Below are 26,945 nucleotides of genomic sequence, written 5' to 3'. Positions count from 1 at the left end.
TCAAACCGCGCTTACAATTTGCTTGATGCTGTATGGGTGGAACTTGATACAAGTAGGATTCTGCATTTTATCCACAAAACTTACTGCAACAGACAAATTGAGCAGTGTTTCACCACATCCTTTCGGTTCGCTCGTTTTGACTTTAAAACGTTCGGGTTGGTTCCGCAAGAATGTATTTTTTATTCTTGCTAACCATTCAGCTGCGGTTTCATTGGGTAAAAATGGAACAACCACCTCAATATGCTCCCAAGTTTCCTGCGGATAATGTTTATCTTTTGGGAAAGGTAATTCCACCACATCAACCTCTTGTTGCGCCAAACGCAAAGGCTCATGTAACTGAATCAAATAAATCACTCTACCGTTAATCAGGTTATCGCTCAACACCGAACCATACTCTAACAATAGCGTCAGCCAAGCCTTCGCCGTTTGCTCGGTATTCACCCGCAAAGAAAGGTGATCAATTTCATATTGGTTTAAATCTAAATTGATCTGTTGTGCCAATGCCTGAATTTTTTGCTCAAAATCCTGAAAGTCGGCAAAAAGTGCGGTCTGTTTTTCAAATATTTTATGGGGAAAGCGAAATGACATAATTTTCCTTTTTGGCTTTTCTGAAAGGTGAAAGAACGGTATTATATCTAGCTATTTTTTATCAGCCCAAACTTATTTCAAAAAATTAAGGTTCAGCCGTGAATATTCAATCTATTTTATCCGAAAAAATCAAACAGGCGATGATTGCAGCCGGTGCCGACGCACAATGTGAAGCCCTCGTTCGCCAATCGGGCAAAGTGCAGTTTGGTGATTATCAAGCTAACGGCATCATGCCGGCCGCCAAGAAATTGGGATTAAACCCACGTGAATTTGCTCAAAGCGTATTAGACAAAGCCGAATTACAAGACATTGCAGAAAAAACGGAAATTGCCGGCCCGGGATTTATTAACATTTTTCTAAAAGATACTTGGCTTGCAGACAACATCAGCCGCGCTGTACAAGATCCGAAATTAGGTGTACACAATCCGGAAAAACAAACCGTGGTTGTGGACTATTCCTCCCCGAACGTTGCCAAAGAAATGCACGTGGGACATTTACGCTCCACCATTATTGGCGATGCCGTTGTACGCACACTTGAATTTTTAGGTAACAACGTCATCCGCGCCAACCATGTAGGCGACTGGGGTACTCAATTCGGTATGCTGATTGCCTATTTGGAAAAAATGGAAAACGAACATGCCAGCGAAATGGAATTGAGCGATTTAGAAGCCTTTTATCGCGCAGCAAAAAAACATTATGACGAAGATCCGGTCTTTGCCGAAAAAGCCCGTAACTATGTTGTAAAACTGCAAAGTGGTGATGAGTATTGCCGCACTATGTGGCAAAAACTGGTGAAAATCACTATGCAACAAAACCAACACAACTACGATCGTCTCAATGTGACCTTAACAGACAAAGATGTGATGGGTGAAAGTTTGTATAACCCAATGTTGCCGGGCATTGTTGAAGATCTGAAAAAACAAGGTTTGGCCGTAGAAGATGACGGCGCATTAGTGGTTTATTTGGATGAATTCAAAAATAAAGACGGCGATCCAATGGGTGTTATTGTGCAGAAAAAAGACGGCGGTTTCCTTTACACCACCACCGACATCGCGGCTGCCAAATATCGTTATGAAACCTTAAAAGCCAATCGTGCGTTAGTCTTCTCCGACACTCGCCAAAGCCAACATATGCAACAAGCTTGGCTCATCACCCGTAAAGCGGGCTATGTGCCGGACAGTTTCCAGCTAGAACACAAAAATTTCGGCATGATGTTAGGCAAAGATGGAAAACCATTCAAAACCCGTAGTGGTGACACCGTAAAACTGGCCGATTTATTAGACGAAGCCATTGAACGTGCGGGCGTATTAATTTCACAAAAATCCACCGCACTTTCTGAACAAGAAAAAGCGGATGTCATTGAAGCTGTTGGTATCGGTTCGGTGAAATATGCGGACTTATCGAAAAACCGCACCACGGATTATGTGTTCGACTGGGACAATATGTTGAGCTTTGAAGGCAACACAGCGCCTTATATGCAATATGCCTACACCCGCATTCGTTCGATTTTCAATCGTAGCCAAATAGCCCTAAGCGAAGTGGAACAAGCCACATTAAGCATTACTGATGAAAAAGAACGTGCTTTGGCAATCAAATTATTGCAATTTGAAGAGGCAGTTCAAGTGGTTGGAAAAGAAGGTACACCGCATGTACTTTGCGCTTATTTATACGAATTGGCCGGCGTATTCTCTTCCTTCTACGAGCATTGCCCGATTCTGAATAATGACGATCATCAAGTGAAACTCAGTCGCTTAAAACTGGCGTTGTTAACAGAAAGAACGCTAAAACAAGGATTGGATTTACTCGGCATTAAAACCGTTGAGAAAATGTAATCTCATTAATAAATCACATCCCGCTTTTTATGGCGGGATTTTTTTATGCTTAAAATCATGCCATCAAGAATGAAAAAAATCGGGTAAAAAAAAGTGCCTCACAGGAGGCACTACTCGGAAAGCAAAATATGTTTGGCTATTTGTATAGCACTTATTTTTGTTGGGGCTAAGGATAGCAACATGACATTATAAAGCAAACGGTTATTTGTAATTTTGTGAACTCACTCACGGTTTTACATCAATTTATTCTCTGATAAGAAAGGCGCTATAAACAGAAAGTGCGGTCGACATTCAAAACGTTTTGTAAATCGACCGCACTTTATATGCACAATATTATCGAGGGATATTGATATAAACTACTGTCCCATTGACATCACCATTAAGAACAACATTGAAGCCACCTGTTCTTCCGGAATCACGTTTCCGTTTAATTTAAGCTCACCTTTTTCCAGCACAAGATCGAGTTTAACGGATTTTCCGTCCTCAACCAGAATACCTTGCTGCACACCATTTTTAACGCCTAAATTAACTTGTTCTGTTGCCACTTTAGTTGCCTGTTCTTTATCATCAAGTCGGTCTAACTGCAATACCGTCGCAGCTTCCTCAATTAACGCTTCTTTATTGGCATCCATTTTGAAAATAAAGTGGTTAAACAAACGGAAAATCTTTCCTTGGCCGATAGCATTTTCAAAATCAGCGCTTGCCATAGAAATATCTAAATTGGAAGCTAATTTACCGGCTTTATTGCTAAGTGTCGGATTTAAGATAAACTGCGGTTGAGTATCAATAAATTTTTTCGTGATCTGCACTTCCTCATCGGTAAGCTCATCATGCTGTTGTTTCGCGGATTCGTTATAAACCTGAATTAACTGGTTAAAGGTTTCACCGTCAACGTGGTTTAACGCCATATCAATGGTTAAATCTCCTAAATCAAAATCACGGACAGAAATTCCGTTAAATACAATTTTTGCCCCGGAATCTAAGATGTTATCTTTTCTTACCGTATCAAAATCGACTTTCCAATTTTTAAATTCAACGTGATTGTTTTTTCCTTCAGAATCTATTGCATTGAACTTCACCGCACCGCCTGACAAAGATTGTTTGCCGGTGGAAAGATACGTCCATTCGGGAATGCGTTGATACTCAGCATCAATTTTCAAATCGTTGAATTCAACAGAAGCATTTTTATCCGGCTCACTATATTGAAGTTTATTCAGCGCAAAATCTAATTTATTCACACCATCGCGCTTGAAGCCCAGTTTCATATCCAAGCCATTCACAGCCAATGTTCCTTCTTCCATCACAGCTTCAAAAGGCACAAGATCCACATGAGAAGATCCGCTTTGGTTATAATCGACAAAGGTAGTCACCGTAATCGGTGTTTTACCTTTTGTTGCTTCAAACCAAGGGGCTGTTGTTTCATTTTTAGTGATCAAATCCACACTGGAAAACAGACTTGGCATGAAATTAAAATGACTTAGCTGATTTAACGGCAACGGGCCATGGTATAACGTCCCCTCAAATGGCAACGTCCACGTTTTGCTCGGATTTTCAAGCTCAGCCACTAAAATGTCATATTTAGTTTTAGAACTAAATAAACCACGCTCGAAAGACACATGATCAAAGCGAATATCCAAACCGAGAGAATCAGCTGATTGGCTAAGATCTTTATTCACGAGATTGACTTGATGGACAAATTCTTCTTCTGCCACTTTTCCCGTGTACCATGCACCACCAACCCAGGCGGCACCTAATGCAGCAATAACACCTAACGTTAACGTTGATTTTTTCATACCTCTGTCCTTAATAAATAAAAAGTGAAATAGCTCGGCTAATCTAGCACAAATTTGATTTTTTAGAAAAAAGATCACTAAATTTTTCTCTTCCTCTTGAATCTCTTACTTTTATCCTCATTTTACAAAACGAATCAGGATTGAACCGCAAATGTGCCGTTCTAGCAACAAGCCTTTGGGTAAAGCTAGCACTGAAAATCCATCTGATTTTCGAACCGCACTTTTCATGCATTGAAAAAATTTTTAAATAAATGCCTTGAAATGCAAAATTCAATCCACATCTTACAATCCGTAAACCATTACACCGAATTTAAAATTTTACGAGGAGAAAACAAATGGGAAAAATTATTGGTATTGACTTAGGTACAACAAACTCTTGTGTTGCTGTGATGGATGGCGATAAACCACGTGTGATTGAAAACGCAGAAGGCGATCGCACCACGCCGTCAATCATTGCTTATACAAATGATAACGAAATTTTAGTCGGTCAACCGGCAAAACGCCAAGCGGTGACCAACCCAAAAAACACCTTATTCGCAATCAAACGTTTAATCGGCCGTCGTTTTGAAGATGCTGAAGTAAAACGTGATATCGACATCATGCCATTTACTATTACAAAAGCCGATAATGGCGATGCATGGGTTGAAGTGAAAGGCGACAAATTAGCACCTCCGCAAATTTCTGCCGAAGTGTTGAAAAAAATGAAAAAAACCGCCGAAGATTTCTTGGGCGAACCGGTTACTGAAGCGGTTATTACCGTGCCTGCCTACTTTAACGATGCGCAACGTCAAGCAACCAAAGATGCAGGTCGTATCGCAGGCCTAGAAGTTAAACGTATCATCAACGAGCCTACTGCAGCCGCACTAGCTTACGGCTTAGATAAAGGTCAAGGTAACAAAACTATCGCGGTTTACGACTTAGGGGGCGGTACATTCGACTTATCTATCATCGAAATTGATGAAGTGGGTGGCGAAAAAACCTTTGAAGTATTGGCAACCAACGGTGATACTCACTTAGGGGGTGAAGACTTCGATAACCGTGTGATCAACTATTTAGTCGATGAATTCCAAAAAGAACAAGGCATTGACTTACGCAAAGATCCGCTTGCAATGCAACGTTTAAAAGAAGCCGGTGAAAAAGCAAAAATTGAGCTTTCTTCCGCACAACAAACCGATGTAAATCTTCCTTACATCACGGCGGACGCAACCGGTCCTAAACACTTAAACATCAAGTTGACTCGTGCGAAATTAGAATCCTTAGTGGAAGATTTAGTGGCGAAATCCCTTGAGCCGGTAAAAGTTGCATTAAACGATGCCGGATTAACAGCGTCTCAAATTGATGATGTTATTCTCGTGGGCGGTCAAACCCGTATGCCACTTGTTCAACAAAAAGTGGAAGAATTCTTCGGCAAAGCACCACGTAAAGACGTGAACCCGGATGAAGCTGTTGCAATTGGTGCAGCGGTACAAGGCGGTGTGTTAGCTGGTGATGTAAAAGACGTATTGTTGTTAGACGTTACCCCATTATCATTAGGTATCGAAACCATGGGTGGTGTGATGACCACTTTAATTGAGAAAAACACGACGATTCCAACCAAAAAATCGCAAGTGTTCTCAACGGCGGAAGATAACCAAAGTGCGGTAACCATTCATGTGTTACAAGGTGAACGTAAACAGGCTTCTGCCAATAAATCTTTAGGTCAATTCAACCTTGAAGGCATCAACCCTGCTCCGCGTGGTATGCCACAAATTGAAGTAACCTTCGACATCGATGCAGACGGTATCATCCACGTTTCTGCGAAAGACAAAGGCACAGGTAAAGAACAACAAATCACCATTAAAGCATCTTCCGGTTTAAGTGATGAAGAAATTCAACAAATGGTACGCGATGCCGAAGCGAACGCGGAGTCTGACCGTAAATTTGAAGAATTAGTACAAGCTCGCAACCAAGCAGATCACCTTGTACACAGCACCCGCAAACAATTAAGTGAAGCCGGTGACAATGTACCTGCTGCAGATCGTGCCGCTATTGAAAGCGCATTAAGCGACTTAGAAGCAGCAGTGAAAGGCGAAGACAAAGCAGTGATTGAAGCCAAACTTCAAGCCCTTGCCGAAGTTGCACAAAAACTTGCACAAACAGCACAACCGCAAGGTGAGCCACAACAAGCGCAAAGCAACGGCAAACCAAACGATGATGTTGTGGATGCTGAGTTTGAAGAAGTGAAAGATAATAAGTAGTTTCACTCTCACTAAAATAAAAGGGCGTAGCAATACGCCCTTTTGGTGCATTCATCAACCACAATTTTTTCTGACTTTATTTAAAAAAGTGAAGTCAGAAAAAATAAACCAGGAGAACAAATGGCGCTAAAACTCTACCCAATCGTACAACAACGCTTAAATAACAACATAGCAAATAAGATCATCCCAACCCTTTGGCAAAATAATTTCGATAAACTGCCACAAGGTCACTATTGTTATGGCATTTATTTTAATTATGCTGCGAATTACCAAGCAGACTATGATTTTGCGATTGCAAGTGAAGCCGTATTAGAGACAGATATCCCGGCGATTGAAATTGAAGATTTGAGTTTCTACGAAGTTTTTCGTTGCCAAGCAGATGAAATTTATCAAACATGGCAACTGATCTGGAAAAAAGAACAACAAGGCTTACTTAAGCGGGCTTATTCTGTGGATTTTGAAAAATACCACTCTGATGGTTTAGTAGAAATTTATATCGCCGTTGAACCACATTGTTAAGCTCAAAGTGTGTAAAATTTTATAAAAAATGACCGCACTTTTCCCCTCAAAATAAACACAACCCAAGGAAAAATAATGGAATTTGCAACAAAATGTCTCCATGCCGGCTATAGCCCTAAAAATGGTGAGCCGCGTGTTCAACCCATCGTACAAAGTACGACTTACACTTACGACTCTGCGGAAGAAATCGGTAAATTATTTGATTTGCAAGCGGCTGGCTATTTCTATACTCGCCTGGCAAATCCAACCACGAATGCTGCAGAAGAAAAAATTACCGCACTTGAAGGTGGTGTGGCGACAATGTGTACCGCCTCAGGGCAATCGGCGGTGTTTTATGCCATGTTGAATATTTTAGAAGCCGGTGATCACTTTATTTCTTCCTCTTGTGTCTATGGCGGCACCTACAATTTATTTGCACACACGTTCAAAAAAATGGGGATTGAAGTCAGTTTTGTGGATCAAGATTTGCCGCTCGAAGAACTCAAAAAGGCTATTCGTCCAAATACCAAAGCTGTTTTTGCCGAAACCATTGCAAACCCGGCGTTACGAGTGCTAGATATTGAAAAATTTGCTGCCTTAGCCCAAGCTGCGCAGGCACCGTTACTAATCGACAACACCTTTGCCACTCCTTATTTTTGCCGCCCAATCGAATTTGGCGCAAACGTGGTTATTCATAGCACATCTAAATATTTAGATGGCCATGCCATTGCACTTGGCGGATCTATTACGGATGGTGGCAACTTTAATTGGAATAACGGCAAATATCCGCAATTAAGCACACCGGACCAAACGTATCACGGTTTAGTCTATACGGAAACATTTGGCCCTGCCGCTTATATTGTTAAAGCGCGCGTGCAATTAATGCGTGATTTAGGCGCAACACCGGCACCGCAAAACAGTTTCTTATTGAATGTCGGCATGGAAACCCTTGCATTGCGTATGCAACGTCATTATGAAAATGCACAAACGGTGGCTGAGTTTTTGGAGAAACACCCACAAGTAGCAAAAGTAAGCTATCCGGGGTTAATCAGTTCCACGGATTACGCGCTCAAACAAAAATACCTACCAAACGGTTTGTGTGGTGTCATTTCTTTTGAAATCAAGGGGGGCAAAGACGCTGCGGCAAAATGGCTAAATGCCTTACAAATGACCTCGCGTGAAGTGCATGTGGCGGATATTCGTACTTGTGCGTTACATCCTGCGACCTCAACGCATCGCCAATTAAGTGAAATCGAATTAGAAAAAGCAGGCATTTCCGCAGGATTAATTCGCCTTTCTTGTGGTATTGAAAGTGTTCAAGATATTTTGGCTGACTTAGAACAAGCCTTCAATGCAGCAAAATGATGGTATTCAAGGCAGACAATCGGCCTGCCTCTTTGAACAACGACAAAATCATATCGTAACAGAAATATAGACGGCTCACTTTAGTTTGTTGGCTTTCGTTTGACTGTAACAAACGAAAATAAGCCGAACCATGCCTTAATAAATTCATGTGTTGGCTCTTGATATTTCTGCCTTTTGGTATCATTTTGTCTTTAGCGATATTGTTCATGTAATACAATAGACAATCATAAAAGTAGCATTTGATATTTTAAACGGAAAATTGAAACATTATGGCAAAACAAGACTACTACGAACTTCTCGGCATTTCTAAATCCGCCGATGAAAAGGAAATTAAGAGAGCCTATAAAAAGCTTGCTATGCAATATCATCCGGACAGAACTCAAGGTGATAAAGCGAAAGAAGAAAAATTTAAAGAAATCCAAGAAGCCTATGAAGTACTGAGCGATAAGCAAAAACGGACCAACTATGATCAATACGGACATGCCGCATTTGAACAAGGTTTTGGTGCCGGCGGTGGTGGTTTTGGCGGTGCAGATTTCGGCGATATTTTTGGCGATATGTTCGGGGATATCTTCGGTGGCGGCGGACGTGGTCGCCAACGTGTTGTGCGTGGTGATGATTTACGCTATGACCTAGAAATCACCCTTGAAGAAGCCGTCAAAGGCACGACAAAAGACATTAAAATTCATACGCTTGCCCCTTGCGAAACTTGTCATGGCTCTGGCGCTGAAGCCGGTTCAAAAGTGGAAACCTGTCCACATTGTCACGGTGCTGGCCGCTTACGCCGCCAACAAGGTTTCTTTATGACGGAACAACCTTGTCATTTCTGTCATGGGACCGGTAAGAAAATTGAGAAACCGTGTAAAACTTGCCACGGTGACGGCAGAGTGAATAAACCGAAAAACCTTTCCGTAAAAATCCCGGCCGGCGTAGATACAGGAAATCAATTGCGCTTATCAGGCGAAGGCGCAGCAGGTGAAAATGGGGCACCGGCAGGCGATTTATATGTTGTAATCCATGTGAAAGAGCATCACATTTTTGAGCGTGATGGCAGCAACCTTTATTGTGAAGTGCCGATTAGCTTCACTATGGCTGCTCTTGGGGGTGAAATTGAAGTACCAACATTGGATGGACGCGTTAAATTAAAAATCCCGGAAGAGACCCAAACCGGCAAATTATTCCGTATGCGTGGCAAAGGCGTTACCTCACGTGGCGGTTATGCCGGTGATTTAATCTGTCGAATTGTGGTAGAAACACCGGTGAAACTCAACGAAGAACAAAAAGCATTGCTAAGGAAGCTTGAAGAAAGCTTGGAAGGGCAAACGAAACAGCGTCCTAAATCTTCTAGCTTTTTAGATGGTGTAAAACGTTTCTTTGATGATCTAACAAAGTAAAGTTAACCTAATCCAAAACAAAACCAAAGTGCGGTAGAAATACTCAAAATTTCTACCGCACTTTTTTACGTATAAAACTTAGGTATAAAAAAAGACCGACATAATGTCGGTCTTTTCAATGAGTATTAACTCAAATTAGAAGTGTACGCGTAAACCTGCACCGAAGATATTTTCGTTAGTACGTAGACCTTCGTTATCTTTAACAGTTTCACGAGTATATTGTACATAAGGCACTACATATTTGTTGAATTTGTAGTCAACCACTGCAATATATTGATTTTTCACAGTTTTCGCTTTATCTTGTGCTGAAACTGCGTTTTCATCATATTTAGTACCTAAACGTTGCCATTGTAAACCAACAGTTGATGGAATACCGGTAAGACCATTTAAGTCATATTTAGATTCTAAGAAGATAAATTTAGTTCTGTTTTGGCTTTCAGCAGATCTGTATTTCTCTACACCTTGACCATATGCCGCACCGAAGTAGAAATCGTTAAGTTGATAGTGAGTCGCTAACAACCAGTTATGATTTTTTTGGTTAGTTTCAGTACTTCCTGCTGTATCAAATTGATCAACTGTGTAACCCGCTGCAACATCAACTTTGTGGTTTTCAGCGAAATCGTAGTTATAGAATGCGCTTACGCCGTAACCACTTTTATAACCTGCAACGTCTTTTTTAGCATGACCGAATAAGTAGTCAGCACCAAAGCTGAAACCTGCGAAGTCAGCAGAACGGAATTTGATAGATTTATCAGCATCGGTAGTTAAAAGGTTGTAGTTACCAGAGCGGTAGTATAAGCTGTCGCCTAACACATCATCGGAAGTAGTCGCTTGACGACCAAAGCTTAATTTACCTACGTTTTCAAAACCGAAACCAACAAATAATTTTTTTGTTGTGATATTACCAAAACCAGTGGTAGAACTTGGTTGGTTAGATTTTTGGTCACCGTTGAAACGAGTTTCATAGCCAACAAATGCAGATAAACCGTTGTCTAACGCGTGAGATGCATTTACTTTAATACGTGAACCATCGTTGATTAAATCACCACGTTGGTTTTCACCTGCTTTACCTAAGAAGATACGGAAAGAACCGCCAAGGTCAACTTTAGTACCATCTTGGTTATAAACTGTTGCTGCACTTGAAGTGCCTGCCGCTGCTAAAGCAGCGATTGCTAATGCGATTACTGTCTTTTTCATAATCATCATTCCTTTTTCAGAACTTACTTGTTATTAAGGTAAATTTGAACTTTTCAAATTGCGAATAGTCCAAGCTACTTCTTTTGAAGCGACTAAATGTTGCCAAAGAAAAACCAGACCGTCAATAAAAAGTTCCTTTTTTTCTACCTATTTTCTGATACAGATCACATTTTCCTACGTCAATTTAGGAAAAAACGTTCTCAAATTGCATTTAATCGTCTAAACCCGGCATTTAAATCTTCAATTAAATCATCAACATCTTCCAAACCAACGTGAATACGAATCAGCGTTCCCTCTAATTTACGTGAAATATTCGGGCGAATTTTGGCTATTTCTTCCGGCTGATTACAAAGAATAAGCGATTCAAAGCCGCCCCAAGAATACGCCATCGTAAATAATTCAAAATGATCCATAAATGCTTCTAACTGTTGTTGAGTAAGCTTTTGTTTTAATTCAAATGAAAATAGACCACTTGCTCCAAGAAAATCTTGTTGGAAAAATACATGCCCTGGGCAGCTTGGCAATGCCGGATGATATACGGCTTTGACTTCAGGTTGTTGTGCCAACCATTGTGCCACTTTAATGCTATTTTCCTCATGTTGTTTTAATCGAATACCCAACGTGCGTAAACCACGAGCTGTCGTATAAGCGCTATCGGCATCCACCATTTGTCCCATTAAATAGGAATGCTCACGCAATTTATCCCAACAACGAGCATTAGACACGGCGGTACCGATCATCACGTCAGAATGTCCCACTAAATATTTCGTCCCCGCTTGGATGGAAATATCAATATCATGTTCTAAAGCTTTAAAAAGAACGCCACCGCCCCACGTGTTATCAATCATAATCACGATTTCCGGATTTACTTTTCGCACCGCTTTCACAATGGCTGGAATATCAGGCACTTCCATGGTTAACGAACTCGGCGATTCAAGAAATAAGACTTTACTATTCGGTTGAACTAAGCGGGCTATATCCTCGCCAATCATCGGATCATAATATGTGGTTGCTATCCCCATTTTTTGCAAAATGATATTGCAAAAATCTTGTGTAGGCTCATAAGCCGCACCGGTCATTAAGATATGATCACCGGTTTGTACAAAGGACAGAATGCTGTTTGTCACAGCGGCAGCACCACAAGGATACAAATAGCAACCTGCACCACCTTCTAATTCACACATTGCATCTTGCAAAGCAAAATGTGTTAGTGTGCCGCGTCTGCCATAAAAGAGTTCACCTTTTGCTCTATTCATTGTGGCGTGTTTTTTATCGGCTAAACAATCAAAAACCAAAGAAGAAGCACGTTGCACCACTGGATTAACGGCGCCTTGGGTATAACGTTTTTTTCTGCCCGCATGAACTAACGCGGTTGCAAGAGATTTTTCTGACATGATGACATCCTATAAAATAATAAAAAAATCGAGTAAAAGTGCGGTCGTTTTTGCCGTTAAAAATATTAACGCCAAATTCTTATCATCACTAGAGTTTCTTTTTAAATCAAATTTCTAAATTGGCATTTTAAAAGGGAAGAATCTGATTTAGAATAAGCACACTATTCACCTCTAGCAAAATGAATCATGAAACTTAATATTCCCATTTTTCTTACGATTTTTCGCGTTATTTTGATTCCTTTCTTTGTTATTACCTTTTATTTACCTTTCGATTGGGCGCCTTTCTTAACTACTCTACTTTTCTTCATTGCCGGTGTCACCGATTGGCTTGATGGCTATTTAGCAAGAAAATGGAAACAAACCACCCGATTCGGAGCCTTTTTGGATCCTGTCGCGGATAAAATTATGGTGGTCGCGGGTTTGGTCTTAGTGGTGGAATATAACCATACTTTTTGGATTACGATTCCCGCAATCGTGGTCATTTCAAGAGAAATTATTATTTCTGCTTTACGTGAATGGATGGCTGAATTAGGTAGCCGCAGTAAAGTCGCAGTATCTTGGTTAGGCAAAGTAAAAACAACCTCCCAAATGCTTGCGTTAGGTGGATTGTTATGGCGTTATAATACCGCAATGGAAATCATTGCCATAGTTCTGCTTTATGTTGCTGCCATTTTAACAATTTGGTCTATGTTGCAATATCTGAATGCGGCTAAAGACAGTCTATTAGAAGACTTGCGCAAATAAAAGTGCGGTCGTTTTTGAAGGTATTTTTATTTCGTGTATTTTCCAAAGTTGAATTTTTTTTAAGCAGTTAAATAATTTTTTTTAAATTTCTGTTTGACTCACAATCATAAATAAGTAAAATGCACTCCGTTGTTTAGCACTGCTAAATAATGATGCGGGAATAGCTCAGTTGGTAGAGCACGACCTTGCCAAGGTCGGGGTCGCGAGTTCGAGCCTCGTTTCCCGCTCCAAGCCCGAGTGGTGGAATCGGTAGACACAAGGGATTTAAAATCCCTCGCCTTTCGAGGCGTGCCAGTTCAAGTCTGGCCTCGGGCACCATTTAATACACTCCTTAGTTTATTAAATTCCCCTTTTAAATCATATCGTTGGGTCGTTAGCTCAGTCGGTAGAGCAGCGGACTTTTAATCCGTTGGTCGAAGGTTCGAATCCTTCACGACCCACCAAATATAAATTCCCAATTATTCGATATATTCTTTCTCTTAATCTTTATTTTCTCTTTAATGAATAAAATAAGGCGTTACCCTTATTTATTAAATGCGTCTCCCTCTCCTTATAACAATTATCGAAAATAGCCTTAACAGTTTTAGCTCCACTTGAAAAACAACGTTTGATTGTACGTGAGAATAAGCAATTCTATTATGAATGATTCGGAAGGGTTCGATATAGAAAGAGAATTACACACAAGGACAATTTGATGATTCCTTGGGTGTCTTCAACAAGGCTATCGGCCAAGAGTCAAAGGCCTATTCCTATTATAACTGTAATACTTCAACATGAATGTTGCCGCTTCTTTCTTTAGTCGTTATAAAGTAGCAACAGCGGTGAAAGGGATGGAGTCAAGGCGAATATCTTAGGATATAAGGAACGAAAGTTTCAGCTGCTGGAGAACAGTAGCAACTATATGCATCACTAGATACGTCCCATTTGTGGCGCTCTGCTTCTCTCAAAAAGCGAGAATGAAAAGAAAGGCTTAAAACAAGTCAAGCTGAACATCAAATTGATTTTGTTAGATTGACGTCACTCCTAACGCATTGAAAAACCATGAACTCACCTTCGGGTGAAACCAAACCGCGTCGAATTCGGCGCGGTTCTCTTTTATATACAAGAATTTGTCTTATATCGCTTGGTTTCCACGTTTGATTTTACCTATTGATAATCACCTTTTAATTTGCCTTATTTATTGTATTTTTAAGCCTTCTAAGTGCATATTTTTCACTCAATTACCTATTTTTGATTAATAAAAGCGATTAAATCCATTGCTTTTTCAAATCAAGTTTATTGATTTAAATCATATAGTTAGATTCTGTTTTTAGCCATAATCGCCCTGCTGTTTTTACTTTTTTAATATTGGAGCATGATTATGAAAAAATTTGCACTTAAAGCCGCAGTCATCGCGATTGCAGGTTATTTAGGCGTTGTTGGGTATATTCATCTATATGATAAGGGGCAATCAGAAAAATTACTTGCTGAGGGTAATTACTCTGCTGAGCAACAAAAGGTTGCCAAAATCTTGTTAGATAACGGTTGTCAATATTGCCACTCCCCTAATGCTGATTTGCCTTTCTATGCTAATCTTCCGTTAGCGGATTCCATCTTAAGTCGCGATATTGAATCAGGTAAACGCGTCTTTTTATTAAACAAATTACTGGATGGTTTAAAAGATCCGAGTAAATTATCTGAAGTTGATTTAGCAAAACTTGAACGCGTGATTGAAAATAATGAAATGCCGGTAGCAACATTCCGCCATGTTCACTGGGGAAGTCGTCCGGATGAAAACGAAAAAACCACGCTATTAAATTGGATTCGCGAACAACGTAAAGCCTTTTTACCTGCAAACACGGAAGGGACAAATCCTCACAGCCTGATCCAACCAATTCCGGATTCCATCATGACCGATCCGGCTAAAGTAGAACTCGGTCGAAAACTCTTTATGGATGACCGCCTCTCTCAAGATGGTACCGTTCAATGTGAAACTTGCCACCAACTCGACAAAGGTGGGGTTGACCGCTTGGATGTCTCTATCGGTATTGAAGGCAAAAAAGGCGGCATCAACGCACCAACCGTATTTAACTCCGCATTTAACTTCGTCCAATTCTGGGATGGTCGTGCAATCGATCTTGCTGACCAAGCAGGTGGACCACCGATTAACCCAGTTGAAATGGGCAGCCACACCTGGGATGACATCGTAGCGAAATTTAAACAGGATGAAGAATTCAAAAAAGAATTCTTAAAAGTGTATCCTGAAGTGAGCCAAGCGACATTAACCCACGCTATCGGTGAATATGAAAAAACCTTAATCACGCCAAATAGCGATTTTGACCGTTACTTGAAAGGCGATAAAACCGCATTAAATGAGCAGCAATTAAAAGGCTACGAATTGTTTAAGAAACATAAATGCGATACCTGCCATACCGGTGTGAATATGGGCGGACAATCTTACGAATACATGGGTATTTATGGCGATTACTTCAAAGATCGCGGCACACCAATCACGGAAGCCGATCAAGGTCGTTTCGCACAAACCAAGGATCCGTATGATATGCATCGCTTTAAAGTGCCGTCATTGCGTAATATCGCATTAACTACGCCTTATATGCACGATGCTTCTGCAAAAGACTTGAAAGAAGCTGTTCGAATTATGTTGCAATATCAAAGCAACGTAAAACCTCAACAACAAGACATTGATGACATTACGTCTTTCTTAGAAAGTCTCACTGGTGAATTTGAAGGTAAGAAATTGCAATAATCACCATCAATAAAAAGTACAGTGGATTTTCAACACGTTTTTAAACGTCGTAAAAATTCACCGCACTTTTTTATTTAAATATCTTATGCATCAAATGCTTTTAAGGATTCCAACAGCCTTTCACCAAAGGGTTTACGCCAACCACTTAATAATTCCGGCGGCTCATCCTCCGTTTCTTTTCGCCAGTGCCACTTCATCAGACTTTCTAAATGACGTTTACTGGCAATCACTTCTTTCGGTAAATTCGCCGGAGCAATCTGAATTAATTGTTGCTGCAATGCTTTCAATGCGGCTTTATAGCGCGAATCATCCGCCAAACGTTGAATTGGCGGCGGATAATCCTCCTCTGAAATGCGTTTCACCTGATCAATAATTTGCAACAATTTCTTACCGTGAATGCGGACTTCCGCCGTACTCAAGCCGAGCTCCAATAAAGTCGACGTATTCTTCGGATTGTATTTTGCCACTTGCCATAAATTTTCTGCACGAACTACAAAATTCAATGCTAAATCCCGTTTCATAGCTTCTTCCATGCGCCATTTTGCGAGCAATTTTAAACGCATTAATTCTAAGCGATTTAACTTCCACGCATTCGGAATCGCAAAATAAGCCGTATCAGGATTTTTAACAGCATGTGCCCGTTTGTGCAGCAAAAATTCACATTCATTTTTGACCGCACTTTGCCATTCGGTTTGTGCCAATTGTGTCTGCATTTGTACATATAAAGGCAACAAATACCACACATCCGCAGCGGCATATCGTAACTGTATCTCGGATAACGGGCGCGCCAACCAATCGGTGCGTGACGCCCCTTTATCAATTTCAATGTGGAAATAATGTTGTACCAACGTAGCAAAACCGGCAGAACCGGCAAAACCAAGAAAATTCGCCATCACCTGTGTATCGCACATAGGCTGTGGTAATTGTTGGAAATAATGTTGAAAAACTTCCAAATCTTCACCGCAGGCATGCAATACTTTCAATACGCTTTCATCGGCAAGTAAGGCAATAAAAGGGGAAAAATCCTGAATCATTGTCGGGTCAATTAACGCCACTTCATCACCGGCATATAATTGAATTAACCCTAATTTCGGGTGCAGGGTTCTGACCCGAACAAATTCAGTGTCTAATGCCACCGCACTTTGTGTTCTTGCCTGTTCACAAACATCAAACAATGCCTGATCATCTGTAATTAATTGAAAGCGTGGCGGGGTGTTACATTCTTTTATTTGATATGTCATAGAAATAAAGGAGAGAATGTGCTGTAAAGCGACATTCTCTCTCGCATTGATTAATAAAATAACTTAGGCAGTTGTCGCACGTTTCGCAATTTCTTCATCACGTAAAACACGACGTAAAATTTTACCCACGTTGGTTTTCGGCAATTCCTCACGGAACTCAATGTCTTTTGGAATTTTATAGCCGGTTAAATATTTGCGGCAGTGTTGTCGTAATTCATCGCGGGTTAAACTGTCCTCTTTCTTCACAACGAAGAGTTTGATGGTTTCCCCGGACACGTCATTTGGCACGCCGATTGCCGCCACTTCAGCCACTTTATTGTTTAACATCGCCACATCTTCGATTTCATTCGGATACACGTTAAAACCGGACACCAAAATCATGTCTTTTTTGCGATCCACAATGCGCAAGCTGTAACTTTCATCCATGATCACAATATCACCGGTTGCCATCCAACCGTCTTTGATCACTTCTGCGGTGGCTTCCGGGCGTTGCCAATAACCTTTCATCACCTGTTCGCCTTTCACCCACAACTCCCCTGCTTCACCGAGAGCCGCTTCAGAACCGTCTTCTTTCACAATTCGAATATCGGTGTTCGGGACCGGCACACCAATACTGCCGTTATGCTTCACCACATTCACCGGGCATGCCGCAATTAGCGGAGAGCATTCTGTCATGCCGTAACCTTCAATAATGTTACAACCGGTCAATTCATGCCAACGAGTGGCAACAGATTGGTGAATCGCCATACCGCCGCCCACGGAAAGTTTTAAGGCAGAGAAATTCACGTTCTTCAACTCGTCATTGTTTAACAAGGCGTTAAACAAGGTATTCACGCCGGTAATCGCCACAAACGGATATTTTTTCAGTTCTTTTACGAAACCCGGAATATCACGCGGGTTCGTAATTAATACGGCAGTCACCCCCAATTCAACAAACAGCAAGCAGTTCACGGTGAGGGCAAAAACGTGATACAACGGCAAGGCCAAAATGGCTAATCGCTCACGACTACGATCACCCACAAAAGGATGGGCAATCCACTTGGCTTGGAACACATTCACGATAATATTGCCGTGCGACAACATCGCCCCTTTTGCTACGCCCGTAGTGCCACCTGTGTATTGCAAAAAGGCCAAATCATCGCGTTCCATTTGCGGACGCACATATTGACGATATTTACCGACACTCAACACTTCACGGAACGTGACCGCATTTGGCAACTTATATTTTGGCACGAGTTTCTTCACGTATTTCACCACGAAGTTCACTAATGTGCGTTTACCGAAAGACAACTGATCGCCCATACGGGTCAAAATAACGTGTTTCACAGAAGTGTTGAAAACAATTTTTTCTAACGTAGAGGCAAAGTTAGACACCACCACAATGGCTTTAGCGCCACTGTCTTGCAGCTGGTGTTCTAACTCGCGTGGTGTGTAAAGCGGATTCACGTTCACCACCACAAGACCGGCACGTAAAATCCCAAATAACGCGATAGGATATTGCAACAAATTCGGCATCATTAATGCCACACGCTCACCACGTTCTAACTTCAATTCATTTTGCAAATAGGCTGCAAAAGCACGACTGCGTTCTTCCAATTTACGAAACGTTAACACTTGTCCCATATTAATATAAGCGGCGCGGTCGGGATGTTCACGAATCGCTTTATCAAACATATCTAAAATCGAATCATATTCTGACGTATCCAATTCACGCTCAGAGCCTTCCGGATAATTTTGAAACCAAGGTTTAGTCATAGTGATTCCTTCTCTTTTTTCTTTATTTTTATAAAATGAGGCGGAATTTTAACATTCCGCCCAAACTTAATACAAATTATAGCGAAGGCGTGGTTCGGCCCACATAAATCTCGGCGCCCACCAGCCGTATGGATAAAATGGTCCGTAATCATACATGTCGTCCGGATCGTAATAATATTCTTGCACGAGCTTCCAAAGACGATATTGATGGGCTTGCACCACCGGATAGCTGTAATCCGCTTGATCAATTTTGCCCTGCTCTTTGCCACTTAGCACACCGGCAACGGTAATATATTGATCTTTTAAGTTTTCCGGATCCACAAAGCCGTTTAAGTAAGCAATAAAACGCCCATTACTGTGGCTATCAATCATCGGTTTTGCAGAGAAATACGCGACCGTTTGGTTCAACACTTCCACTTTTGTCTGATTTTTTAATGCGGTAGCGGAAATCACTTTGCCGCCCAGACGTACTTTCACACAACGACAATCATAATCTTGCTGTTGAATGTTATTTAAATTTAACGCATCAAATTGTTTTGGCTCTAACCCTTGCGGCGCCGACACACAACCGGTTAAAACAAGAGAAAGTGCGGTCAATATTAACCCTATTTTTTTGCTCATTTTAATGCTCCTCTCAAAAGGTGATTAAAATCTATTCTCGCCCCGGCAATTTCTTCCACGTCACTTCATTGCGTAAGTAAATCGGCTCAATCTCCAACGGGCTAATGGTCTCGCCGGCAAACCATTTTGGCAATGCCAAATCCAGCATATATAAAGCGGAAGGCAAGGTGATCTCTGTCACTTTACCAAGATTCGCTTCTTTTAACTCAGGATAAGCCGCCCAGCCGGTTCCTGCTAAAACGGCGTTTTCATGATGTTGTTGAGATACCTGCTCAATGACGTTTGACGGGCTACAAACCTGCTCGGCAATCATCGGCTGCCAATCTAAAAACTCGCCGAAATCTGACCGCACTTTTTGCGCCTGCCATTGGGCAAAATACACCTCATTCATACGAGCATCAATGGCTGTCAACACATTTTCCGCCTGATATTGCACATAGGCAGCTTGTGCCATTGCGGCCAAATTGGACACAGGAATCACCAGCAATTCAGCCCCGAAGGCTAAGCCTTGCGCAATACCTGCACCAATGCGCACACCGGTAAAGCTACCCGGGCCACGACCGAAAACCAGGGCATCCACTTGATGTAGCGTAATGCCTGCTTGAGCCAAAATTTCATCCACCATCGGCAAAATATGTTTAGTATGTTCACGCTGTGCAAATTGCGCTAAATGTGTTTTTTCACCACCACGTAACAAAGCAACAGAACAAGCTTCTGTTGCAGTATCTAAAGCTAATAATGTGACATTTTTCATGGTTATATAGATTCTTTGTTATCGTCTGTCTTCAAGGTTGTCAGGAATTGTACCACTTTGTGCAAATCCCGCGTACGTTTAAAATTCGGCAAACTGCGCAAAAAGGTTTCTCCATAAGGGCGCATCACCAAACGGTTATCGCAAATAATCACAGCACCGCGATCGGTCACATCACGAATTAATCGCCCAACGCCCTGCTTCAAGGTAATCACCGCTTCGGGAATTTGAATATCGTTAAACGGATCGCCGCCCTGCAAACGACAATCTTCAATACGTGCTTTCAATAATGGCTCATCAGGTGCAGTAAAGGGCAATTTATCGATAATCACCAATGACAACGCATCGCCTCGTACGTCCACGCCTTCCCAAAAACTGGAAGTTGCCACCAGCACGCTGTGCGATTGCAAAATAAATTGTTCCAACAGCGTAGTTTTCGCCGTTTCACCCTGCAATAAAATCGTCAGTTCACTGTTTTCACGAAAATAATCTGCCAGGCTACGCATCATGGCATAAGACGTGCAAAGCACAAAACAACGGCCTTGGTTGGCTTCGATAATCGGCAGTAACATTTTGCCTAATTGAGTGAACGTGCTGCTGTGATTGGTTGCCGGCAGATAACGTGGCACGCAAAGCAAAGATTGCTCTGCATAATTAAAAGGGCTTGGCAGAATTTTCTGCTCCGCATCTTGAATACCTAAACGCTGGCAAAAATGGGCAAAAGTGCCGCCCACTTCCAAGGTGGCAGAAGTGAAAATCCAGGCGCATTTTTGTTTTGCCATTTGCTCACCAAACTTGTCCGCCACAGTAAGTGGCGTAATGTGTAGCCCAAACTGGCGACCGATACATTCAAACCAATAGCAATAGCCGGTGATTTCTGTTTCCGTCAGGCGTTTAAGTAGATTTTGTAACTGCGCGATGCGCTCAAAAATGCTGTCTAGCGTTTGTGAACGCCCCAAGCCTAATTTCACCACTTCGGCAGTAAAATTCAGTTTTTCCAGTAAAAAATCAAAGGCTTTTTTAACCGCACTTTGTTGCAGCATTTGTCGCCAATTACCGCGCAAATTGCCTTCACCCAACATTAAACGAAAATCCTGCACGATTTTTAAAAGTTGATCTGCCGCCACACCAAGCTGTTTCATATCTTTCACTTCGGTGCGGTAGGTAATTTGAATGTCTTTACATAAATCAAAAAGTTGACGGGAGGTGACCGATTGACCAAAATATTGGCTGGCAATATCAGGCAGTTGGTGCGCTTCATCAAACACAATCACTTCAGCATTCGGGATCAATTCGCCGAAGCCGTTTTCTTTCACTGCCATGTCAGCAAAAAATAAATGATGGTTGACCACCACCAAATCGGCATTCAGCGCTTTTTTACGCGCCAATGCCACAAAACAATCCGCATAATTGGGGCAATCACTCCCTAAACAACTTTCGGCCGTGCTGGTGAGTTGAGGCAAAATCGGGCTGTCTTCGGCAATCTCAATGCATTCGGACAAATCGCCGGTCTTCGTGGCGTTGCGCCATTTGCGCACTTTAGATAAATCATGCAGCACACTGCGATCACCCAGCACGCCTTGCGCAATCACCTGTTCCAAACGTTCTAAACATAAATAATTGGCACGTCCTTTGAGCAAAGCAATTTTGCCGCTATATCCGAGAGCTTTTTGAATAGCGGGTAAGTCGCGATTAAACAGCTGATCTTGCAAGTTTTTGGAACCGGTGGAAATGATGGTTTTCTTTTTCACCAATAACGCCGGCGCCAAATACGCAAAGGTTTTGCCCGTACCCGTACCGGCTTCCACCACTAACGCCCCTTGCTGTTCAATGGCATTGCCCACCGCCGTCGCCATGTCGACCTGTTCTGCGCGGGGACGAAAGCCCTTGATATGGGCGCTCAATGCACCGTCTGGGGAAAACGCCTTGCTAATTTGTTTTGAATACGCCATTATTTTTCACCTGTTAAAAAGTCGGCACAGTATAGCAGATTTCCCCTTCTTACTGAATCAACAAGGACAAGATGATGAACATTCAATTACAACAACAAATCACACCGGAATTGAGCTTATATGCGTATAACGACATTCCCGTTTTACATTTACACCACGCTGTCGGCACCGCCAAAATCGCCTTACAAGGGGCACATTTATTCAGCTGGCAACCGACACACAGCAAACAAGACGTATTGTGGTTAAGTGACATTGAGCCGTTTAAAGCCGGTAACGCCATTCGTGGCGGCATCCCTATTTGCTACCCATGGTTTGGTAATGCCGGCACGCCTGCGCACGGCTTCGCTCGTACCAGCCTATGGCAATTAAGCGACTACGAGATTAACAACGACAAAGTGCAGTTGGTTTTTTCGTTATTTTCCAAACACAACATCATCTTGGCTAAAATTGAAATGCTGTTCACCGAACATTGCGATCTACGCTTTACTCACTACGGCGAAACCGGCATGGAAAACGTACAACTAGCGCTACACAGTTATTTCAACATTGGCAACATCGCCAACACGAGTATCGCCAACCTGCCAACAACCTGTTTTAACTCTCTCACTAAATCGCAGGAAACCGTGCCCTCACCACGCACCATCAATGAAAACGTGGATTGCATTTATACCGCGCCACCACAGCCAACGGAAATTCACGACCAAGCCAACCAACGCACCCTATTCGTGACACATCAAAATGCCAGCGATGTGGTGTTATGGAACCCATGGCATAAAGCCACAAGCAGCATGGCTGAAAATGGCTATCAAACCATGGTATGCGTAGAAACCGCAAGGATCCATCGCTATCTTGAGGCTGGCGAAACCGTGGCGGTGAGATTGAGTGTGAAATAGTTCAAAGTGCGGTCAGATTTTTAGATGTTTTTCAAAACTCAACATCTGATCGCTTGAGATCTGCCTAAATCCCCTAAAATTTTCTATCAAAACGATTCATAAAACATCTCATTTTTGGACTAATTTGCCATTTATTACTGCCGTGTTTGTGAGTAACATAATGGGCGATTCAAAACACATAACCATCCATATAAAAGGAGATTAAATCATGAAAAAATTGATAACTGCGATCGTTTTTGCTGCTGGGATGACAGTACCCTTAGCTGCCTCTGCAGCCTCTATACCTGAAACTGAAAAAGCGGTGGCACAACAAGCAAATACAAAAGGCGTTTGGATTGACGTTCGCTCTGCTGAAGAATTTAACGCGGGCCATTTACAAGATGCGGTGAACATTCCACACGATCAAATCCTTGAACGCATCCAATCCGTTAGCCCGGATAAAGACGCACCTATCAACCTCTACTGCCGCAGCGGTCGCCGTGCAGAAGTGGCGTTAAACGCACTGAAAAAAGCAGGTTACACCAACGTTACCAACCATGGCGGTTATGAAGATTTGGTTAAGAAAGGCATGAAATAATCATACCTTATTAAAAACAAAAATCCCCTAAATGTTTAATTTAGGGGATTTTTTATAAGTAATTTTTGACTGAGCTCTATCGAAAAATTGCATATCACGGCTATTAAGATTTCAGGTGATGTTTTTTTATGATAAAGCCCAATCCATTTTTCAGGTGTTTTTTTGTCGCTCAACCTATATGCATTAAAACCTGAAATTACAACAATCCTGGTTGACCTAAAGCAGGATCTACTTCACGTGCTTTTAAAGCATCTTCAACAGTTAAGCCTAATGCTTTGGCAACACCTTCACCATACGCCGGATCACACCAATGACAGTTGCGAATGTGACGATATTTGATGAAATTAGGTGCATCCCCCATTGCGGCTGCCGTGTTATTGAATAACGCTTGTTTTTGCTCCGAATTCATTAAATTAAATAATGCACGCGGTTGGCTGAAGTAATCGTTATCATCGTTACGGAAATCCCAGTGCGCCGCATCACCATTAATACGAAGTGGTGGTTCGGCAAAATCCGGTTGTTGTTGCCATTGATTAAAACTATTCGGTTCATAGTGCGGTAAGCTACCGTAGTTACCGTCCACACGACCAAAACCATCACGTTGGTTGCTGTGCACCGGACAACGTGGACGATTTACCGGAATTTGACGGTAATTCACTCCTAAACGATAACGTTGTGCATCGGCATAGTTGAATAAACGCGCTTGCAACATTTTATCCGGGCTTGCACCGATCCCCGGCACTAAGTTACTCGGTGCAAAGGCAGATTGTTCCACATCAGCAAAGAAGTTTTCCGGATTGCGGTTAAGTTCAAACTCCCCTACTTCAATTAATGGATAGTCTTTTTTCGGCCATACTTTGGTTAAATCGAATGGGTGGTAAGGCACTTTTTCCGCATCGGCTTCAGGCATAATTTGTACGTATAACGTCCATTTCGGGAAATCACCCCGTTCAATCGCTTCATACAGATCGCGTTGATGACTTTCACGGTCATTTGCGATAACAGCAGCCGCTTCTGCATCGGTTAAGTTTTTAATGCCTTGTTGGGTACGGAAGTGGAATTTCACCCAAAAACGTTCGCCTGCTTCGTTCCAGAAACTGTAAGTATGTGAACCGAAACCGTGCATATGGCGATAGCTTGCCGGAATACCGCGATCACTCATGACAACAGTGACTTGGTGCAATGCCTCAGGCAATAATGTCCAAAAGTCCCAGTTGTTTGTGGCTGAACGCATATTCGTGCGCGGATCGCGTTTTACCGCTTTATTTAAATCAGGAAATTTACGCGGATCGCGCAAGAAAAATACCGGCGTGTTGTTACCCACTAAATCCCAGTTCCCTTCTTCGGTATAGAATTTTAAAGCAAAACCACGAATATCACGTTCCGCATCCGCAGCACCACGTTCACCGGCAACGGTCGTAAAGCGTGCAAACATTTCCGTTTTTTTGCCGACTTCACTGAAAATTTTTGCGCGGGTGTATTGAGTGATGTCATTCGTCACAGTAAAGGTGCCGAATGCACCGGAACCTTTCGCATGCATACGACGCTCCGGAATCACTTCACGCACAAAATCTGCTAATTTTTCATTTAGCCATAAATCCTGTGCAAGTAACGGACCGCGTGGACCGGCAGTTAAACTGTTTTGGTTATCGGCAACAGGCGCGCCGTTACCCATCGTTAAAGGCGTGCTGGTTAAATGAGAAAAAGGGCATTTAGCACTCATAGAAAACTCCTTAATAAATAGTATTAGCTTGAAGTAAATATCGCCAAGCATAATATAGAAAGGTTTTACCGATTAAAATCTATTAAATCAATTCAAAAACCCTATCTAAAAAAGAATTGCGACGGCATAATGCAAATTTGCTATATTCAGCTCAAAATTGACGTTTTTTCATGAACGGTTCAATCGCATTCTAAAGTGCGGTCATTTTTTAGAAAGATTTTACAAACGGAGAGAAAATATGAATCCTTGGCTTTTACTAGGTAGCTCTATCGGCTTGGAAGTCATCGCCACCAATTTGCTGAAATTAAGCGATAGTTTTACCAAACCGCTTCCCACCATAAGTGCGTTATTGATTTATGCCTTATCGTTTTATTTGGTCTCCATCGTCTTCCGTAGCCTGCCTGTCGGCTTGGTCTATGCCGTTTGGTCCGGCGTAGGGATCATTTTGACAGCGATGGTTGCCTAGTTTGCCTTTGGACAAAAACTCGATATGCCCGCTATGTTAGGAATTGCCCTGATTATTTCCGGCGTGCTGGTGATTAATCTATTTTCAACAACGAATCACTAATTTTCAGAAAATAACGTGATTGTTGTCACCTTCAAAGCAAGAAGCGCTCTCATTGTTCTTTCTCATGTTACTTTACCGCGCGGATCCTTGCGTGAACGGCACCTCAAACTCGGCAACGGAAAGCGAGATGCCCGCCACCGCCCCGCCCCATTACAATACCAATTTATGGCATTTCAACATAAAGTGTTGCGTTCATTTTAACCCACCAACACAGAGGTCATACTCAATGAACCGGCAATCAAATGATCATTGAAAAATGCCACTTTTTCATCCGGCTCACGCAAAGCCATTACATACAAGAGGGGCAAATAGTGATCCGGTGTTGGGACAGAAAGCGCCGCACTTTCGCCAAATTGGTCATAATGCACCAATTCATCGTCATTTTGTGTGGTCATTGCGTGATTAATGTGATCACGGAACGCATACGCCCAGTCATAGCCTGCGCCAATTTGATCAATATATTCCCAGCTTATGGCTCTCAAATTATGCACAATGTTGCCACTGCCGATAATCAACACGCCCTGTTCACGCAAAGCAGCCAATTTTTTCGCCAGGTTGAAATGCCACTGTGCCGGTTGCAAACGGTTAAGACTAAGTTGCACTACCGGAATATCCGCATCGGGATAGAGAAACTTCAACACCGCCCATGCGCCATGATCAAAACCGCGCGTTGAGTTCATCTCAACATTTTCCGGCTGCAATAACGACCGCACTTGCTCCGCCAATTCAGGCGAACCGGGCGCGGGATATTGCACCTGACTGAGTGCTTCAGGAAATCCGTAAAAATCATAAATCATTTCAGGCTGTTCGCCTGATGTAACCTGCAAACGGCTGCTGTACCAATGCGCCGAAATCATCAAAATGGCTTTCGGTTTGGCAAATTTTTGCGTAATCAGGCTGAGATTTTGATTGAAAGGATTTTCCTTATCCAACACATTCATCGGGCTACCATGTCCGACAAATAACACAGGCATTTTTTTCATCGTTGCCTCCTTAATATCTGATGAGGCAGATTGTACGGATAAATGATTAAGCAATAAACCGCACTTTATGAACAACATTTTTTACCGATAGGA

At 42.1% G+C, this 26,945-nt stretch carries 21 protein-coding genes, 3 tRNA genes and 1 pseudogene; 13 read left to right on the top strand and 12 right to left on the bottom strand.

Annotated elements, in window-relative coordinates; translation table 11 throughout:
* Window positions 1–588 (bottom strand): VOC family protein, encoded by a 588-nt coding sequence (locus HMPREF9064_RS05780; RefSeq protein WP_006717805.1) that lies wholly within the window; start codon window positions 586–588, stop codon window positions 1–3.
* A gap of 98 nt (window positions 589–686) precedes the next feature.
* Between HMPREF9064_RS05780 and argS the strand changes: the two genes are divergently transcribed.
* Window positions 687–2,420, top strand: a complete 1,734-nt coding sequence (gene argS, locus HMPREF9064_RS05785; RefSeq protein ID WP_006717803.1) for an arginine--tRNA ligase — start codon at window positions 687–689, stop codon at window positions 2,418–2,420.
* A gap of 356 nt (window positions 2,421–2,776) precedes the next feature.
* Here the strand turns inward: argS and HMPREF9064_RS05790 are convergent, their stop codons facing one another.
* The gene (locus tag HMPREF9064_RS05790) at window positions 2,777–4,213 is read right to left on the bottom strand and encodes a YdgA family protein (protein ID WP_032997841.1); all 1,437 of its coding nucleotides are present in this window, start codon (window positions 4,211–4,213) and stop codon (window positions 2,777–2,779) included.
* A 335-nt stretch (window positions 4,214–4,548) separates the two neighbouring features.
* On the opposite strand from HMPREF9064_RS05790, the gene dnaK reads away from it, so the two are divergent.
* The 3 genes from dnaK to HMPREF9064_RS05805 all read left to right on the top strand — a co-directional run bounded on the left by dnaK (window position 4,549) and on the right by HMPREF9064_RS05805 (window position 8,313).
* On the top strand, window positions 4,549–6,450 hold the full coding sequence (gene dnaK, locus HMPREF9064_RS05795) for a molecular chaperone DnaK (RefSeq protein ID WP_006717799.1): 1,902 nt from the start codon (window positions 4,549–4,551) through the stop codon (window positions 6,448–6,450).
* Between the two features lie 120 nt (window positions 6,451–6,570).
* Window positions 6,571–6,969 (top strand): GyrI-like domain-containing protein, encoded by a 399-nt coding sequence (locus HMPREF9064_RS05800; protein ID WP_006717797.1) that lies wholly within the window; start codon window positions 6,571–6,573, stop codon window positions 6,967–6,969.
* A 75-nt stretch (window positions 6,970–7,044) separates the two neighbouring features.
* Window positions 7,045–8,313: an O-acetylhomoserine aminocarboxypropyltransferase/cysteine synthase family protein gene (locus HMPREF9064_RS05805; RefSeq protein ID WP_006717792.1), complete on the top strand. Its 1,269-nt coding sequence runs from the start codon at window positions 7,045–7,047 to the stop codon at window positions 8,311–8,313.
* Here HMPREF9064_RS05805 and HMPREF9064_RS09890 read toward each other — a convergent pair.
* Window positions 8,297–8,521 (bottom strand): hypothetical protein, encoded by a 225-nt coding sequence (locus HMPREF9064_RS09890; RefSeq protein ID WP_155811784.1) that lies wholly within the window; start codon window positions 8,519–8,521, stop codon window positions 8,297–8,299. The genes HMPREF9064_RS05805 and HMPREF9064_RS09890 overlap by 17 nt on opposite strands.
* A gap of 61 nt (window positions 8,522–8,582) precedes the next feature.
* Between HMPREF9064_RS09890 and dnaJ the strand changes: the two genes are divergently transcribed.
* The gene (gene dnaJ / locus HMPREF9064_RS05810) at window positions 8,583–9,707 is read left to right on the top strand and encodes a molecular chaperone DnaJ (protein ID WP_006717790.1); all 1,125 of its coding nucleotides are present in this window, start codon (window positions 8,583–8,585) and stop codon (window positions 9,705–9,707) included.
* A gap of 135 nt (window positions 9,708–9,842) precedes the next feature.
* Here the strand turns inward: dnaJ and HMPREF9064_RS05815 are convergent, their stop codons facing one another.
* Window positions 9,843–10,904, bottom strand: a complete 1,062-nt coding sequence (locus tag HMPREF9064_RS05815; protein WP_032997840.1) for a porin — start codon at window positions 10,902–10,904, stop codon at window positions 9,843–9,845.
* A 200-nt stretch (window positions 10,905–11,104) separates the two neighbouring features.
* On the bottom strand, window positions 11,105–12,298 hold the full coding sequence (metC, locus tag HMPREF9064_RS05820; protein ID WP_006717786.1) for a cystathionine beta-lyase: 1,194 nt from the start codon (window positions 12,296–12,298) through the stop codon (window positions 11,105–11,107).
* Between the two features lie 186 nt (window positions 12,299–12,484).
* Between metC and pgsA the strand changes: the two genes are divergently transcribed.
* From pgsA to HMPREF9064_RS05845, 5 genes are all read left to right on the top strand, one after another.
* Window positions 12,485–13,042: a CDP-diacylglycerol--glycerol-3-phosphate 3-phosphatidyltransferase gene (pgsA, locus tag HMPREF9064_RS05825; protein WP_006717782.1), complete on the top strand. Its 558-nt coding sequence runs from the start codon at window positions 12,485–12,487 to the stop codon at window positions 13,040–13,042.
* 154 nt (window positions 13,043–13,196) lie between these two features.
* Window positions 13,197–13,272, top strand: a tRNA-Gly gene (locus tag HMPREF9064_RS05830).
* A gap of 1 nt (window position 13,273) precedes the next feature.
* A tRNA-Leu gene (locus HMPREF9064_RS05835) sits at window positions 13,274–13,360 on the top strand.
* A 49-nt stretch (window positions 13,361–13,409) separates the two neighbouring features.
* Window positions 13,410–13,485, top strand: a tRNA-Lys gene (locus tag HMPREF9064_RS05840).
* Between the two features lie 917 nt (window positions 13,486–14,402).
* Window positions 14,403–15,788: a cytochrome-c peroxidase gene (locus HMPREF9064_RS05845; RefSeq protein ID WP_032997838.1), complete on the top strand. Its 1,386-nt coding sequence runs from the start codon at window positions 14,403–14,405 to the stop codon at window positions 15,786–15,788.
* An 83-nt stretch (window positions 15,789–15,871) separates the two neighbouring features.
* On the opposite strand, the gene rnd is transcribed toward HMPREF9064_RS05845, so the two are convergent.
* From rnd to HMPREF9064_RS05870, 5 genes are all read right to left on the bottom strand, one after another.
* Window positions 15,872–17,029 carry a ribonuclease D gene (gene rnd / locus HMPREF9064_RS05850; RefSeq protein ID WP_006717779.1) on the bottom strand — a complete coding sequence of 386 codons (1,158 nt, stop codon included), beginning with the start codon at window positions 17,027–17,029 and terminating at the stop codon, window positions 15,872–15,874.
* A gap of 63 nt (window positions 17,030–17,092) precedes the next feature.
* Window positions 17,093–18,784 (bottom strand): long-chain-fatty-acid--CoA ligase FadD, encoded by a 1,692-nt coding sequence (gene fadD / locus HMPREF9064_RS05855; RefSeq protein ID WP_006717777.1) that lies wholly within the window; start codon window positions 18,782–18,784, stop codon window positions 17,093–17,095.
* A gap of 66 nt (window positions 18,785–18,850) precedes the next feature.
* Window positions 18,851–19,405: a Slp family lipoprotein gene (locus HMPREF9064_RS05860; protein ID WP_006717774.1), complete on the bottom strand. Its 555-nt coding sequence runs from the start codon at window positions 19,403–19,405 to the stop codon at window positions 18,851–18,853.
* A gap of 31 nt (window positions 19,406–19,436) precedes the next feature.
* On the bottom strand, window positions 19,437–20,159 hold the full coding sequence (gene tsaB / locus HMPREF9064_RS05865) for a tRNA (adenosine(37)-N6)-threonylcarbamoyltransferase complex dimerization subunit type 1 TsaB (protein WP_006717772.1): 723 nt from the start codon (window positions 20,157–20,159) through the stop codon (window positions 19,437–19,439).
* 2 nt (window positions 20,160–20,161) lie between these two features.
* Window positions 20,162–22,108, bottom strand: a complete 1,947-nt coding sequence (locus HMPREF9064_RS05870) for an ATP-dependent DNA helicase (RefSeq protein WP_006717771.1) — start codon at window positions 22,106–22,108, stop codon at window positions 20,162–20,164.
* Window positions 22,109–22,179: 71 nt separating this feature from the next.
* On the opposite strand from HMPREF9064_RS05870, the gene HMPREF9064_RS05875 reads away from it, so the two are divergent.
* Window positions 22,180–23,001: a D-hexose-6-phosphate mutarotase gene (locus HMPREF9064_RS05875; protein WP_006717770.1), complete on the top strand. Its 822-nt coding sequence runs from the start codon at window positions 22,180–22,182 to the stop codon at window positions 22,999–23,001.
* A gap of 208 nt (window positions 23,002–23,209) precedes the next feature.
* Window positions 23,210–23,578, top strand: coding sequence for a rhodanese-like domain-containing protein (locus HMPREF9064_RS05880; RefSeq protein ID WP_006717769.1), 369 nt, complete (start codon window positions 23,210–23,212; stop codon window positions 23,576–23,578).
* A 196-nt stretch (window positions 23,579–23,774) separates the two neighbouring features.
* Here HMPREF9064_RS05880 and HMPREF9064_RS05885 read toward each other — a convergent pair whose 3' ends face one another.
* Complete coding sequence (locus HMPREF9064_RS05885; RefSeq protein ID WP_032997837.1) at window positions 23,775–25,301, bottom strand: catalase; 1,527 nt, start codon at window positions 25,299–25,301, stop codon at window positions 23,775–23,777.
* 238 nt (window positions 25,302–25,539) lie between these two features.
* Between HMPREF9064_RS05885 and HMPREF9064_RS09625 the strand changes: the two are divergent.
* Window positions 25,540–25,869 (top strand): annotated as a pseudogene (locus HMPREF9064_RS09625) (DMT family transporter).
* Window positions 25,870–26,066: 197 nt separating this feature from the next.
* Here the strand turns inward: HMPREF9064_RS09625 and ygiD are convergent.
* Entirely contained in the window at window positions 26,067–26,852 is a 786-nt protein-coding gene (gene ygiD / locus HMPREF9064_RS05890; RefSeq protein ID WP_032997836.1) for a 4,5-DOPA-extradiol-dioxygenase, read from the bottom strand.
* Window positions 26,853–26,945: the final 93 nt, after the last annotated feature.

This window comes from Aggregatibacter segnis ATCC 33393 (assembly GCF_000185305.1).
GTDB classification, from domain to species: Bacteria; Pseudomonadota; Gammaproteobacteria; order Enterobacterales; family Pasteurellaceae; genus Aggregatibacter; species Aggregatibacter segnis.
The sequence above is the reverse complement of the archived record's forward strand: the minus strand, read 5'-3'. Positions and strand labels throughout refer to the sequence as shown.

Excerpts from the sequence above, each read along its gene's own strand:
- HMPREF9064_RS05780 (WP_006717805.1), bottom strand. The coding sequence starts at position 588 with ATGTCATTTCGCTTTCCCCATAAAATATTTGAAAAACAGACCGCACTT.
- HMPREF9064_RS05790 (WP_032997841.1), bottom strand. The coding sequence starts at position 4,213 with ATGAAAAAATCAACGTTAACGTTAGGTGTTATTGCTGCATTAGGTGCC.
- dnaK (WP_006717799.1), top strand. The coding sequence starts at position 4,549 with ATGGGAAAAATTATTGGTATTGACTTAGGTACAACAAACTCTTGTGTT.
- HMPREF9064_RS05800 (WP_006717797.1), top strand. The coding sequence starts at position 6,571 with ATGGCGCTAAAACTCTACCCAATCGTACAACAACGCTTAAATAACAAC.
- HMPREF9064_RS05805 (WP_006717792.1), top strand. The coding sequence starts at position 7,045 with ATGGAATTTGCAACAAAATGTCTCCATGCCGGCTATAGCCCTAAAAAT.
- HMPREF9064_RS09890 (WP_155811784.1), bottom strand. The coding sequence starts at position 8,521 with ATGAACAATATCGCTAAAGACAAAATGATACCAAAAGGCAGAAATATC.
- dnaJ (WP_006717790.1), top strand. The coding sequence starts at position 8,583 with ATGGCAAAACAAGACTACTACGAACTTCTCGGCATTTCTAAATCCGCC.
- HMPREF9064_RS05815 (WP_032997840.1), bottom strand. The coding sequence starts at position 10,904 with ATGAAAAAGACAGTAATCGCATTAGCAATCGCTGCTTTAGCAGCGGCA.
- metC (WP_006717786.1), bottom strand. The coding sequence starts at position 12,298 with ATGTCAGAAAAATCTCTTGCAACCGCGTTAGTTCATGCGGGCAGAAAA.
- pgsA (WP_006717782.1), top strand. The coding sequence starts at position 12,485 with ATGAAACTTAATATTCCCATTTTTCTTACGATTTTTCGCGTTATTTTG.
- HMPREF9064_RS05845 (WP_032997838.1), top strand. The coding sequence starts at position 14,403 with ATGAAAAAATTTGCACTTAAAGCCGCAGTCATCGCGATTGCAGGTTAT.
- rnd (WP_006717779.1), bottom strand. The coding sequence starts at position 17,029 with ATGACATATCAAATAAAAGAATGTAACACCCCGCCACGCTTTCAATTA.
- fadD (WP_006717777.1), bottom strand. The coding sequence starts at position 18,784 with ATGACTAAACCTTGGTTTCAAAATTATCCGGAAGGCTCTGAGCGTGAA.
- HMPREF9064_RS05860 (WP_006717774.1), bottom strand. The coding sequence starts at position 19,405 with ATGAGCAAAAAAATAGGGTTAATATTGACCGCACTTTCTCTTGTTTTA.
- tsaB (WP_006717772.1), bottom strand. The coding sequence starts at position 20,159 with ATGAAAAATGTCACATTATTAGCTTTAGATACTGCAACAGAAGCTTGT.
- HMPREF9064_RS05870 (WP_006717771.1), bottom strand. The coding sequence starts at position 22,108 with ATGGCGTATTCAAAACAAATTAGCAAGGCGTTTTCCCCAGACGGTGCA.
- HMPREF9064_RS05875 (WP_006717770.1), top strand. The coding sequence starts at position 22,180 with ATGATGAACATTCAATTACAACAACAAATCACACCGGAATTGAGCTTA.
- HMPREF9064_RS05880 (WP_006717769.1), top strand. The coding sequence starts at position 23,210 with ATGAAAAAATTGATAACTGCGATCGTTTTTGCTGCTGGGATGACAGTA.
- HMPREF9064_RS05885 (WP_032997837.1), bottom strand. The coding sequence starts at position 25,301 with ATGAGTGCTAAATGCCCTTTTTCTCATTTAACCAGCACGCCTTTAACG.
- ygiD (WP_032997836.1), bottom strand. The coding sequence starts at position 26,852 with ATGAAAAAAATGCCTGTGTTATTTGTCGGACATGGTAGCCCGATGAAT.